The organism is Blastopirellula marina (genome assembly GCF_002967765.1).
GTDB lineage: Bacteria > Planctomycetota > Planctomycetia > Pirellulales > Pirellulaceae > Bremerella > Bremerella marina_A.
The window spans coordinates 1,245,397-1,258,776 of the sequence record NZ_PUHY01000012.1 but is presented as its reverse complement, the minus strand read 5'-3'; the positions used below and the strand labels follow the sequence as shown (position 1 = coordinate 1,258,776).

At 54.8% G+C, this 13,380-nt stretch carries 12 protein-coding genes; 3 read left to right on the top strand and 9 right to left on the bottom strand.

Annotation, left to right across the window (positions count from 1 at the left end):
- Positions 1 to 8 precede the first annotated feature (8 nt).
- Both C5Y83_RS29645 and C5Y83_RS21660 read right to left on the bottom strand, forming a co-directional pair.
- Entirely contained in the window at positions 9 to 653 is a 645-nt protein-coding gene (locus C5Y83_RS29645; RefSeq protein WP_199195091.1) for a DUF2500 family protein, read from the bottom strand.
- Positions 654 to 798: 145 nt separating this feature from the next.
- Entirely contained in the window at positions 799 to 1,434 is a 636-nt protein-coding gene (locus C5Y83_RS21660) for a DUF2500 domain-containing protein (RefSeq protein WP_105331809.1), read from the bottom strand.
- A gap of 176 nt (positions 1,435 to 1,610) precedes the next feature.
- Here C5Y83_RS21660 and C5Y83_RS21655 point away from each other — a divergent pair, with 176 nt between their 5' ends.
- A complete protein-coding gene (locus C5Y83_RS21655) occupies positions 1,611 to 2,903 on the top strand; it encodes a hypothetical protein (protein WP_105331808.1) in 1,293 nt (430 codons plus the stop codon).
- 722 nt (positions 2,904 to 3,625) lie between these two features.
- A complete protein-coding gene (locus tag C5Y83_RS21650; protein WP_105331807.1) occupies positions 3,626 to 4,468 on the top strand; it encodes a sugar phosphate isomerase/epimerase family protein in 843 nt (280 codons plus the stop codon).
- Positions 4,469 to 4,475: 7 nt separating this feature from the next.
- Here C5Y83_RS21650 and C5Y83_RS21645 read toward each other — a convergent pair whose 3' ends face one another.
- From C5Y83_RS21645 to C5Y83_RS21615, 7 genes are all read right to left on the bottom strand, one after another.
- A complete protein-coding gene (locus C5Y83_RS21645; RefSeq protein ID WP_105331806.1) occupies positions 4,476 to 5,618 on the bottom strand; it encodes an ABC transporter permease in 1,143 nt (380 codons plus the stop codon).
- A complete protein-coding gene (locus C5Y83_RS21640) occupies positions 5,611 to 6,339 on the bottom strand; it encodes an ABC transporter ATP-binding protein (RefSeq protein ID WP_105331805.1) in 729 nt (242 codons plus the stop codon). Before C5Y83_RS21640 ends, C5Y83_RS21645 begins: the two co-directional genes overlap by 8 nt.
- Positions 6,339 to 7,919: an HlyD family efflux transporter periplasmic adaptor subunit gene (locus C5Y83_RS21635; protein ID WP_105331804.1), complete on the bottom strand. Its 1,581-nt coding sequence runs from the start codon at positions 7,917 to 7,919 to the stop codon at positions 6,339 to 6,341. The genes C5Y83_RS21640 and C5Y83_RS21635 overlap by 1 nt, the downstream gene beginning before the upstream one ends.
- Positions 7,920 to 7,921: 2 nt before the next feature.
- Positions 7,922 to 8,443 carry a hypothetical protein gene (locus C5Y83_RS21630; RefSeq protein WP_233207306.1) on the bottom strand — a complete coding sequence of 174 codons (522 nt, stop codon included), beginning with the start codon at positions 8,441 to 8,443 and terminating at the stop codon, positions 7,922 to 7,924.
- Between the two features lie 41 nt (positions 8,444 to 8,484).
- Complete coding sequence (locus C5Y83_RS21625) at positions 8,485 to 9,654, bottom strand: ABC transporter permease (protein WP_105331803.1); 1,170 nt, start codon at positions 9,652 to 9,654, stop codon at positions 8,485 to 8,487.
- Between the two features lie 128 nt (positions 9,655 to 9,782).
- Entirely contained in the window at positions 9,783 to 10,202 is a 420-nt protein-coding gene (locus C5Y83_RS21620) for a hypothetical protein (protein ID WP_146117866.1), read from the bottom strand.
- 66 nt (positions 10,203 to 10,268) lie between these two features.
- Positions 10,269 to 11,714, bottom strand: coding sequence for a sulfatase (locus tag C5Y83_RS21615; RefSeq protein WP_105331801.1), 1,446 nt, complete (start codon positions 11,712 to 11,714; stop codon positions 10,269 to 10,271).
- A 318-nt stretch (positions 11,715 to 12,032) separates the two neighbouring features.
- Here C5Y83_RS21615 and C5Y83_RS21610 point away from each other — a divergent pair, with 318 nt between their 5' ends.
- Positions 12,033 to 13,307 carry an SUMF1/EgtB/PvdO family nonheme iron enzyme gene (locus C5Y83_RS21610; protein ID WP_105331800.1) on the top strand — a complete coding sequence of 425 codons (1,275 nt, stop codon included), beginning with the start codon at positions 12,033 to 12,035 and terminating at the stop codon, positions 13,305 to 13,307.
- Positions 13,308 to 13,380: the final 73 nt, after the last annotated feature.

Below are 13,380 nucleotides of genomic sequence, written 5' to 3'. Positions count from 1 at the left end.
CTTCGTATTTAAATCCGCACACGATCGAAGTCGAGTGCGTACTGCTCGCGGAGGAAGAGCACACCGGCGTCTTCTTCTGAGATTCGACCATACAGGCTGCCATCCCAGACCTGATGTTCGCGCCGCGCGCCATCTTCCGTTTCGAACGTCACGAAGTAGCTTGTCGTCGCAGAACTATCACCGCTGCCGCCTGAGACCATCGTGCGTTTGCCGACAACAATCACCGGCTGCGTCGTTAATTCGCCCGTTTCCAGACTTTGCATCTTCTTGAACTGCGTGATGGCGAGATAAACTCCCAGGCCAAGCATCCCCAACGGCACAACGCCCATGCAGAAAGGAATCAGGGCGAATCCACTGACACCGCGCATCGATCCGATGACGCCTGACATGACAAGCGTCATGATGACCCCCATCAAACAGATGCCGCAAAACACGGTGAAGAAGACCCCCAGAAAGATTTTGGAACCAACGCCCGGCTTAGGCAGCCGCTCGATGCGTTGTGGATCGTTCCGTTGACGATACGGTGAAGATTCCTTGACCCTTCGGAATATGTCCTGATCGTGCAGTTGGCTAGGGGTCGAGGTGACGGATCCACAGAATTCGCACTTAAGAGAATCTTCCGGCAGGCTGGCTCCACAACTGGGGCACTTCATGGGGCAATCGTCTCCTGGTTTTCGTCAGGCGGCTTACTATAGAGAAGAGGCAGATGGGTATTCGTACCAAGTTAACGGATATTGCCCAAGAATTCGATCGCGACGCGTCATGCCAGTGGACGCCATCACATTTAGATAATTGATTTCAGAAACGAACGCGTTCAAAATCGGCAACGTAGCGCCCCGTTATAAACGCAGCACCCACATCGTCGCGGCCTCGCAGATAAAGTACGCCCGCGTCCCCTTCTGAGATTTGCCCGAAGAGCCTACCGTCGTGAACGGAAAGCTCGCGCCGCTTTCCGTCCTCGAATTCGAAGGTGACGTAGTAACTCGTGGATGCGTATCTGCCTCCTCTCACCTCGGTCCTCTTACCGAGCACAATCGCCGGCTGACAATCTAGATTGCCGCCACTAATTCGCTCCGACTTTGCTGGGAAAAACAGGAAAAGCAAAACCCCGAAAACTACCGTGATCACGGGAACAAAACCCCAAACTCCACCCGCTTCAAAAAGGTTCTTCGTGCTCAAAAACACCGCGACACCACCAAACACCAAGTAAACACCAACCACCACTGCTGGCATCGAATCGATCTGGGGAACTCGGTTACGGCGCGAGGTTCGTTTCCGCTCAGTAAACTGTGGCGACTCCCGAATTCGTCGAAAAATGTCAGAATTGTCAGGAGACTTCGGATCAGCGGTGCGATCAACGGGACGCAGCGTTCCGCAGTATTCGCAAAGAGTTGCGTTTTCTAGAAAACTTGCACCGCAGTTGGAGCATTGCATCTCGAGAATAAATCCTGTTCGTTCAGGACAATCAAATCATACATCGTCAGCACGGTATTCGTATCACGTTAATCAATCTTGCCGCCCGAATCGATCTGGGAACGAAAATCGCCCCCTTAGGCGTTATACTAGCGGCAAACGAATACACGACGCTCCTCGCTTTCGATCGTATCGGCATGCCCTCTTCGACGACGCTTGAAATCCATCACGATGTCCCTTGCCCTGGATGCGGCTGCCTGTGCGATGACTTGCAGGTAACGATCGAAAATAGTTGCGTAGCAAGCTTCGAACCAGCCTGCAGCTTGGCGTCCGCTTACCTGCAAGCACCGACGGCATCTGCCGCGGACTGCCACATCCATGGCCAACCAGCGACGATCGAAGAAGCGCTGAAAGAAGCGGCCGCTTGCCTGAAGACTTCCCAGGCCCCCCTCTTCTTTGGCTTGGGGGAAACAACCAGCGAAACGGTCCGTAAGGTTGTCGATTTGGCGGACCGTGTGGGCGGTATCGTGGATGCCTCGCATCCAACCGTCTTCGATCCAACGGGCCGCGTTATTCAAACCACGGGAATGGTCACTTGTTCGCTAGGCGAAATTCGTCATCGCGCTGACTTGGTGATCTTCTGGGGCTGCGATCCCCAAACGACGCATCCCAGACACTGGGAGCGGTATAGTGTCGAACCAACGGGTCGCTTTGTGCCTGGGGGGCGAGTCGATCGCCACATCATCGGCATCGGCTCACCAAATGCGACAACCGAAGCATGCGATTCTTTTATTCCGCTTTCATCCGAGCAACAGATCGCCGCGCTGCATGCCCTTGTCTCGTGGGCACAAAAGAAGCCCATTGATCAGGCGGTACTCCAAACTCAATTAGCGGACGCAACCGAACCACTGGCGAAGTTGCATCAGCAGATCGAGGCAGCCAAGTACTTTGTTATTGTCCTTGGCGATGGTTTCCTCCGCCGCGAAGCAGGGAGGATTCCGTTGGAACTGCTCGCTCAATACGTGCGTCCCCTGCACGAGTTGACACGAGGAGCGATCTCGATCTTACGGCCAGGTCCTAACTGGGTCGGTGCTGGTGGCGTCGTCGCATCGAGGACCGGCTATCCCGGCGGTGCCGCACTTACGCAGGGCATTCCTCAATTCGATCCAGACAATGGTGCCGCGTGGAAGTTACTCGCCGAGCGAAGAGTCGACTCGGCATTAATGTTTGATGGCCCTTGGCGCAGTCAACTCCCACAGGAGGCCGCGACCTCTTTGAGCGCGATACCCACAATCACACTCGGGCATCGAGCGGACATAGCGTCTCAGGAGAAGAACATCTTCATTCCGGTTGCCAGGCCAGGCGTGGGTGACATAGGAACCATGTCACGAATGGATGATACGCCGTTGCCAGTGAGAAGCTTAGTCGAAACTGAAGTTCCGACAGCGAGGGAAGTTGTTCAGAAGCTTCTGAAGATGTTGGCAGACTAAGAGGCGAACATTTCTCGGTCGCTAAGGCAGAAACGCGATAGCAAAACCGAGCCCGAACACCAGGGCGTGTACGACGAGAAAAATGGCGTACTGCCGGATATTGTTAATCTGAGTTAACTCTTGTTCAGGACGCAAAAGGCTCTCCTTGGCGGCGTGCTGCAACGAATTGCACATGACTGGATTGCTTCGTGCTACCTACCGAATCGCGTCCTGCGAGATCGCTGTGCTGGGCTGATGGCCGTAACCATCACTATAGGATTCCCTCTCTTTAAGTTAAGACCCATTCGCCATGGGGAATGAGAAATTCCATATTCCCCGTCGTTTTCGCACTTTTACAGCAACTATTCAGGCTGGTCTGTTTACGAAAAACAACACGTGGCGCTTATCTATTCCGATCGTAAGGGGCACCTAGCTTCCATTCTGAGTCTGACTGCGGAAATTGCAACGCTAGCGAACTATTTTACGTCGTAAGTCCTATTCCGCGCCGCTTGTTCCGAAGTGGACGCGAGACCAATTCGCTCGTCGACGGCAATCAAGAAACTTAGACCGTGAACAGGACAGTTTTGGCGTTCGTATCCTTGGAGGAGCTAACCGTACGAAGTGGCGCCGGGCCGATGTAAATCGCGTTGAATCATTCTTCCGCGGCTGAATCGACTGACTCTGGCAGTTATAATGCTCCCTTACGACACCCTCCTCATTCCTCCCGCAAAGGACGATCGATCATGACGCTTTCCCGTCGACGCTTTCTCGCTACGACTTCAGCTGCCGTAGCCGCATGTGCCCTGCCTGGACGTGCGTGGGCGACGTATGACCAATCTCGTTTCCCCGGTTTCAAAGTCGGCCTGCAAAGCTACTCGCTCCGCGGGTTTGATGTCGACAAAGCGATCAAAGTTGCTGGCGAACTGGGTTCTGCTCACCTCGAGTTTTTCAGCGGGCACTTTCCACTGAATGCCAGCGACGAACAAATCGCTGCGATGAAGAAGAAGATGTCTGATCAGGGGATGGTCATCCTTGGCCATGGCGTCAACGGCTTCAGCAAGAACCACGAAGCCAACGAGAAGGTCTTCAAGTTTGCCAAAGCTGCGGGCATCAAGAACATCTCGGCTGACCCTTCGCCTGATTCGTTCGACAGCTTGGACAAGCTGGTCGATAAGTACGACATCCGCATTGCCATTCACAACCATGGCCCGTCGCACCGTTACAACACGGCGCTTGACGTGCTGAACGCGGTGAAAGCACACGATCCGCGGATTGGTGCGTGTGCCGATCTGGGGCACTTCATTCGCAGTGGTGAAGATCCCGTCGAAGTGATTCGCCTGTTGAAGGGTCGTTTGTTCGGAATTCACTTGAAAGACTTTGCCGAACAAAAGGAACGGACCAAGGGCGTTATCCTGGGCAAGGGACACCTCGACACCGTCGGCGTCTTCCGAGCACTTCGTCAGGTCGAGTTCCCGGCGGACGGTTGCCTCTCGCTGGAATACGAAGAGAACCCGCAAGATCCGGTCGCGGACATTCACGAGTGTCTCGAAATCGCATCGGACGCCTGCAAGACGGCAGCTTCTTAGTCCCTTTCTACGACGAACGCAGGGCCGCGAGGATATTGACGCTCGCGGCCTGCCAGGCGGGAAGTATTCCTGCCACAAACCCGGTTACGCCTGCCACCGCCAAACCAATCCCCATTAAGCGGAACGAGGGCAAGAAGGCCACCGTGACCGCTTCGGCTGCAACCGACAGATTGGTCATCTCTAACGTCACCATCGCGAGTGCGATTCCAAGGCCGCCGCCAATCAAGCTTAACGCAATACTCTCGGCCATCACCAACATGAAGACGGTCATCCCGGTAAAGCCCAACGTTTGCAGTACTGCATGTTCCTTGATGCGATCTTGCACTGACATAATGGTTGTGGTCGCCACCAGGGCCAAAACGATCGCGACGCAAGCATAGCCGAGGTATTGCGCCATCGAGATCAGATGGGTTAGATCTCCCAAGGCCTTCGCTTGAAAGACTCCTTTGGGACGCGTATCCGTTTCGACCGATCCGCCACGAAACATCTCATCGATCTGGTCGCTAATGGCTAGTTGATTGCTTCCTTCGCGGAGCAACACTTCATGCTGTGTGACGGTCCCCACAAGATCGAGCCCTTCTCCGCGTTGGAGGAACTCTAAGTGGGAGTAGATGTAATTCTCCTCGGCGGGATCTTCGGCCGAATAAATCCCTGCGACGACCACGGATAAATCACCGATAGAAAACTTCTCCCCAACGTCAATCCCACGGCGGGCGGCGACACCACGTCCGACAATGGCGGAGTCTTGATGGGTTTCGAATTCGTCCCAGCTACCCGATAGCATCGTGAAATCGCGAGCGGCCCGGAGCTTTTGTGGAGGAACCCCGTAGAACACAATCACGTCGAGACTGGCACGACAATTATTAGTGAAGACCTGAATCGGTACCACTTCCTTCACGCCGTTAATCTTCGCGATCTTCTCATCGTAGTCTTGCGGCAGATGACTCGTCGCAGGGCAGAACTTATTGGCTTGAAATACGATCAGCGAGCCCTTGGCCGCTTGTCGCCGTGCCAGGTCGGCCATTCCTTCGCGCACGGCCCCAATAAAACAAAACACAAACAGGGCGATCGCCGCCCCAATCGCGGTAAGAATCGTTCGCGATCGATGTCGCCACAGAGTTTTTCCGACTAAGGGAGCGAACTTAAACATGCGTCGATTCCTGGCTCGTGAGATCTGGAGATTCGCCTGAGGTGTCAGTTACATCCACCAGCTTGCCGCGGACCAATTGAAACTGTCGATCCGCCACTAGCGACGCTTCGTAATCATGTGTCACCATCAACAACGTCACATTCAGTTCCTTGTTGAGCCGCTGCAACAGCTTCAGGATTTGCTCCGATGTTTCGGGATCGAGGTCCCCCGTCGGTTCATCCGCTACCACGACCTTCGGATGGTTAACGATCGCCCGGGCGATCCCGATTCGTTGCTCTTGTCCACCCGAGAGCTGCCGCGGATAGTGCCCCGCTCGATCTGTTAAGTCGACAGCTTGCAGAGCAATCTGGACACGCTGATGTCGTTCGGCACGGGACATCGGCAAAAGCAACAACGGTAGCTCGATGTTTTCGTACGCCGTGAGAACAGGCACCAGATTGTGCGTTTGAAACACATAACCAAGATTTGCTGCCCGCCAATGGGCAAGTCTCGTGCGTGAAAGCTTGGTGATATCGGTTCCATCGACCAAAATTTCGCCGGTATTGGGCCGATCGATGCTCGCAATCAGGTTCAACAGAGTCGACTTCCCAGTACCGCTGGCTCCCATCAACGAAAAGAAGTCTCCTTCGTGCATGTCGAGCGAAACGTCATCGAGCGGTGTAATCGTCTCGCCACCCTTATGATACTTCTTGGTGACATTGCGTACTTCCACGAGTGGCATCACTTCTCTCCTCTGGCAGTCTGCCCTATTTGCTGAGCAAATCGATCGTCTTCGCCGACAACCTGAATGCGCGTCGCTTCGGATAGTTCATTGATGGAACTCGCGATCAATCGATCGGCTAGATTCAATCCCTGCGTCACTTCCACGAGGCCGCTATCCGATTCCGCGCCCAACGTAACCGTTCGCTGGTGTGCTGATCCCGCATAGCGGTCGGCGATCCAAACAAACGTTTTGTCCTCGGTATGCTGCACCAGTTCGCTCGGCACGTAAATGCGCATCTCGCTCGATGGTGTCTCTGCGCCTTTGGCCGGCTTCGGTGACAAAAACGTCACGTCGACCAACATCTCCGGCTTGAATGTTCTCGGCGGATCTGGCATCGCAACTTTCACTTGCAGGGTATTCTTTTGAATATCCGCTTCCGAACTGACAAATAACACCTTGCCGACAATTGGTTCCGGGAGAGCCGGATTATTGATCTGAACTTCCTGATCTAGCGACACCTTAGGGATGTCCTCGAAACGGACATCCACACGCACCTGCAAACTCTCCGGTCGATACATGCTGACAACCGTGCTGCTATCGGCCTCACTTCGAGACGACGGCATCATTCCGAGGTGGGCCCCCGGCGGACTGAGCAGTTGATAGATTCGACCATCAACCGGTGCTCGCACCACCATGCGATCGAGTCGCAGCTTCGCCTCGGCAACAACGACCTCGGCTTGCTTCAACTTTGCCTCGGCGGAATGTAGCATCGCCTCGGCGGATTGCTGACTTTCAATCTCGTCGACCAAGAGCTTGAGCTGCGTTTTCAAGGCATCTCGCCGCAACGACCAGGCAGCCTGCTCACTTTCCAAGGTCGTACGGCGGAGCTTTAATTCTTCGACGGTCGCCTTCGCGGTTTCCAAATCGGAGAGAGCTTGCTCAATCGTCAGCTCCGAAACGGCTGCTTTGGCCGCCTGTTGGCGATCGTAGTTCTGCTGTGCGAACTGCTGCTTTGCTTCCGCCCGCCGAACTTCAAAGGGCAGGTTTTGCAGGAGTGTGTTCGTACGAGATAGCTGTGCTTCGGCTTCGGCCAGGGCCGCTTCCAAGTGCACCGGTTGCTTCAGTCGAACGTTCGCACCTTGAAGACGGGCTTGAGCCTGTTCGACTTCCGCCTGGCGCAGCTTCTCGTCGGCAAGGGCCCGCTCGTAGACAAGCTGTGCGTCTTCCCGCACAAGCTTGGCTACCGGGTCCCCTTTCTTCACCGGCTGATCTTCGACGACCAACAGCTCTTCAATCACACCCGGGGCGAGTGCCGCAATCCGAATCGGAGTTGGCCTGGGTTCGACCCAACCAGCCGCTTGAAACAAAGGAGTGCCTGCTGTGCGCATCGTTGAGCGAGAAGCAAAGACCGGAATTACCTTCACTGGACGTGGAGGAAACACCCAGTCCCAAGCTCCCCACACCACGACCGCGACCAAAGCAGCGGCCAGCAGCCCGGGAACGACAACGCGCGTTCCCAGGTTGCGCCGAGGTGCCGCGACCCGATCAGTCGTCGGAGTCCGGTCGATCGCAAGTTGTTGGAGATCGACGTCGGCCATGATTAGCTCCTCACGTATAAGCTGTTCGCTAAAACGGTCAGATTGCCGTTTTCGTCGCGACTTGCCTTCCCTTTAACAACCACCGTTTGAAGTTCGGTTAGCTTCAATGCTTCGCGAGCATCGGCCTTAATCAGGTCACCATTTTCGTCCACCACTTTGATCAGAGCGGTTGCCCCAGGGAGTTTGTCGGTGGCACAACAGTAATCCCACGGTTTTTCGCATTGATCGCCAGGAATATCGCTGCAGGCTTGCAAAGAAGGATCGACGATCGTGAACGCCGTTCGTCCATCGATCCAAGGATTCTCGGAACCACCGATGCGGCCGACAACAACAACTTCATCTTGATCCTGCGCCGATTCGCGAACGGCAATCACATCTTGAGCCCCTTCCGGCTCGCTCGTTAGCAGATACTTGCTGCTATCAACCGCGACGCTGGGCGTTTTCGTTTCCGCTTCCTGCGAGCATCCCAAACTGAAACTTGCCAAGGCCAACAGGCCTAGCGATACCAATGACCACTTCTTCATCACATATCCCTTTCGAAAAACGAACTCTTTAAGAAACTTCATTAAATCGATTTCAAACCGTCGACGATCGGCATTCGCAGTGCCCGCATCGCCGGTGGCACGGCGCCCAGAATCCCGAGTGAGATCCCTACGCCACAGCCAATCAAAACACAGACACTATCAATCCGGAGGGCGAAGGCCCCCATCGTGAATCGAACCGAGGCACCGTTGATCAACCAAATCGCCAAGACCGTTGCGAACAGACTGGCAGCGGTCGCTAACAAGACGCCTTCCTGAATCAAGCTGATAATGATTGCTCGACGGACGAAGCCGAGCGTTTGCAACATGGCGAGTTCCGGGATTCGACCGACCACGGCGCCATACATCGTGTTCAGACCAGCAAAAACGCCGGCCCCGGATACCAAGAACACCACCAGCCAGGCCATCATTCGGACCTTGCCATAGTCCTTTTGCAGACCAGCGTAGTAGTCGGTCTCGCGCATCGACTGCAGTTCCAGATCATTACGACGTTCCATGCTGAACAGATCGACGTCAGCGAAGTCACCCTGCGGTCCCAGTTGAATAGCGACCAGGCTCAAGTCTTGTCGCTTCATCGCTTGCTGTAGTTCATCAAGTCGGCACCACACTTCAGACTCGAAGGCACCGCCGGTGGCCGAGAAGACGCCTGAGATGTTCCACTCACGTCCTTCTAACTTCAGCGTATCGCCCGGCTTCAGTTCATCACGCTTGAGGCCAAGCTTGACACCGGCCATCCGTCCAACGATCACCTCGCCTGGCTCTGGCCAATCACCTTCGTCCAATTGCACACCTTGCCGCACCAGAAGCACTTGTGGAGTGACACCGCGCACCAGCCCCATGGCAGGCTCGTCGAGCGTCGGTACGCTGATCTCAGTTCCAAGGTACAACTCGGGCGAAACGTATTTCTGGCCATGACGTTCGCGAATGCCGGGAATGGTTGCCGCTACCAAGTCACTCGTACGCATCGGGATCGATGAATATTCGAGGTTCTCCCCCATTCCCAACGAGAACAAGATGGCCGTATTGGGATCGCCGCTCACGCGTAAATTCTGTTCGAGCCCGCGAATGAACCCCACCACTACGAATACCAATAACACGACAATTGAAAGCGCCGTGAACGTTAACAAGGTGCGGAGTGGCCGGCGGAACAGATTGCGGATGGCGTATTCCCACGGAAGGAGCCGAAAACGCATATCACGATGTCCAAACGAACAAACTTCAAGGGTCAGCAAGCACGCCCAAACAGGGATTTGCGCAGTCAGGATCGCAAAACGGCATTTACCCAAGCGTGCTCTTCACAAAGCAGAGGTTTGGCGCCAACCTAGCAGGTCAGCGATTGCAAAGAAGTGCGCAGAAGCTTGCCCGATCTCTTCGCCAATGTGGCAGGCGCAAGAGTACGTGCCGCTGGGAATCGCGACCGAAATTCGGCCCCGAAATCGACCATCGGTGCCAGCCAAAATAGGTCGGACACGACGATTGTGCTCGGCAGATCGGCGTCGCGGTCCATCACGGCACCACCGCAGATCCCTTGGCAATGCCCCGACTCAGAAGGCGTCTTATCAGATGGCTCGCCAGGCATCGAGGAATCAGATTCATCGGTTGGCTGACAATGACAACAACAGCCACCCGCACCTGTGACTTCCACGAGTTGATCTCCCGGTATCGCATGACATGCCCCGACTGCGCACCACAAGGGGCAGACGAGTAGCGCCGCGATGGTTAAGAGGGAAATAAATCGCATTCGTGGAAAGCCTTTCTACGTTCAAGTGTGCGTTAGATCACCGCGAAAGGCAAGCCCGATCACTACTTACTTTTCGATTGAGGCCAACTTTCTGTCGAGCGCTGCTTGCAGTTGCTGCAAGGTATCGGCGTGCTGGGAATCATCTGCCAAGTTCGTGAATTGCTGCGGGTCGGACTCCATGTCGTAAAGCTCGACACTTCCGTTGCCATACCGGATTAGCGCGAAACGATCGGTACGCAAGAGGTGATCATTGTTACCGCGAAGCGTATAGACTTCTTGATGAATCACTTGACTCGGGTGCGAGATCGCCGGCACGAGGCTCTTACCTTGAACGTGCGGAGGAACCTTTAAACCGCATAACTCGGCGAGCGTAGGATAGATATCAATCTGCTGAGCAAGTGCATTGATCTCAAGCGGAGATCTTCCCGGCATGCGAATGATGAGAGGAATTCGCGTAGACTCTTCGTGCAAACTCATCTTCTGCCAGAATTCATGTTCACCCAAGTGATAGCCATGATCAGCGGTGAATACGACAATCGTGTTCTCAGCGAGGCCTAATCGATCGAGCGAGTCGACGATCTTACCGACCTGGGCGTCCATGAACGATACGGCGGCATAGTAGGCCTCGAGAACTTCCTGCTTCTTCAGCTTCGTGCCAAGTCCGCTCCCTTGACTGTTTTTGGAGATGCCTGCCTTGGGAATATCGTTCCAATCGTCTTCGACTTGCTTCGGCAAATCGATCTTGGCAGCCGAGTATTTTTCAAAGAACGATTCGGGAGCCACTAACGGAACGTGCGGTCGGACCATACCAACTGCCAGGAAGAACGGCTGCTTGTCTTCGGCTCGCTGCTCCAAGATCTCAATCGCCTTGGCCGACGCTTTCATGTCCGCTTGTTCGGCACTTTCGCCCGGGGTGCGAACCACGTAAAAAGCGCCACCGTAACCAAGGTTGTAATGAATGTTGCGTTGAGGGTCTGGCTTCAAACGCTCACGCGAAAGATGAGCATGTTCTCCTTCGCTCCATTGCTCCGGCGCTTGGCAATTGAAGCGTTCGGTCCAAGAGGCAGCATGATCAGGGCCATCAACGCCTGCTGTGATGTCGCCTGGGACACGCATGTGATAGATCTTGCTCACACGTGCGGTGTAATACCCTTGCTGCTTGAACCACTGTGTCATCGAAGGTCGGTCACCGAGGTTCTGCGTAAATTTCCCCGACGAACCGTTGCCGGTCACGCCAATCGCCTGGCAGTAGAGACCAGACATGAGTGCGGCTCGCGAGGGACCGCAGACCGGGTACTGGGTGTAGGTTCGCGAGAACTTCGCACCGCTGGCCGCTAGTTTATCGATGTTGGGTGACTGGCACTGCTGATTGCCAAAACAGCCCAGCGATTGGCTCCCTAAATCGTCGGAGATGATAAACAGCACGTTTAGTTTTGAATCATCTTCCGCGTTGACGTTACTAACAACAGCGAAGAGAACAAGCAGCAGGCTCGCAGCAATGCGGGGCAACATGACATCTCCTGGAGGAAAACGAGACGGGGGCTGGGGCTTGATTATAGCGAGTCAGAATTCGATTCTCCAACTTTTCGACCTGCCAATTGCGTCAAAGTGGACTCAAAATACCGATCTGGAACGAGCCACATTAGCGCCACATCCGAGTAAATCGCAACGGAAAAATCGGCGATTGAACACGCCAAAAGTACGGCTCCACCTATCGTGAAGCATTGGCAATCGATTCGCTAATGGATCGATGGCTCACGAAGAGACCGTGAGCTTTGACGGCCTTATTTGTATAATCGAATTCAACCCGTTGTTATCAAAGGCACAGAAATGCTCAGCCCGTCATGTCACGATCTAAGTGAATTGGAACGGCGCGTCTGCCAGTTGGTTGCACACTGCCTTGGCATTGACCGCAGCGAAGCCCGACCTGAGAGTCGGATGATCGAAGACTTGCATTTGGACAGCTTGGACATGGTCGAGGTGATCATGGCCTTGGAAGAGGAATTCGATATTGAGATTCCAGACAAACCTTCCGATCCTGTCGCTAAGAGGCTCTTCACTCGGAATCCCTTCCGCCTTCGAGACCTGGCCGAGGTTGTTTACCTGCAGCAGCAATCGCATCGCCCGGACCGCAGTAACTGGCAAGGGGATGTCCGCGCAAAGATCACCGATCCCGAAATCCCCTTCTCGCAACTAAGCGGTCGCTACCAGACAACTTTTCCCGTTGCCGACGAAAACCTTTTTGAACCACTTGAGTGCGCAGCCTCAATCCCGATTTATCGTCGACTGTCCGATGGCATGCGATGCATGCTGCTACCTGCGGCGGAAGTTACCATCGGATCTGACGAAACGTTCGCCCAGGTTGACGAAAGCCCAGCTCACTCGGTTCAGCTTGAGTCGTTCTTGATCGATGCCGAGCCAGTATCGACCACGGCATTTTGCCGATTCTTGAACTCGACGCAGTCCATTACGAAGCATTGGCGAGACTGGTTTCTGCTCGACAACCAAGATGACCGTGTTGCACAACTGCAGCTTGAATTGGTCGAAAATGTCTGGCGTCCAGTGATCGGTACGGAGACGATGCCTATGGTGCTGGTATCGTGGTATGGAGCCAACGCCTATTCCTTGTGGGTCAATGGCTGGGATTGGAGGTCATACGAAACCCACGAGGGTTTCCTTCCCACGGAAGCCCAGTGGGAATACGCGGCCCAAGGAGCTTACGTCGCTCTCCCCCCGGACGAGACGGCCAACGCATCGTTCGTCGCTGGCCAGCATCAACCCGGCCGGCTCTACAACGCCCGATCGATGCCCATGGCCCCAGTTCACGCTCCGCTAGGGATGTCAGATTTTGGTCTACATCACATGGCTGGAAATGTCTGGCAGTGGTGCCGAGATTGGTACGCCGACGATTTCTATCGAAGGGCATCCTCAAGAGATTTGAATCCTGTTAATCGCACTCCAAGTGGCGTCCGCAGCGAGCGAGGCGGCAGTTGGGTCGGCCCGGCTGAACTTTGTCGTCCGTCTTATCGCCGAGGGCGAGAACCACAGGCCCGGGGACGTTGCTTGGGATTTCGCTGTGTGGGAAATCTTACGAAACCTCTTTAGCGCAACATCCAACGAACCAGTCTCGCGTAACCTGATTTGGGGAGCATTGCATCGGCTGCCTCGATTTCATTCG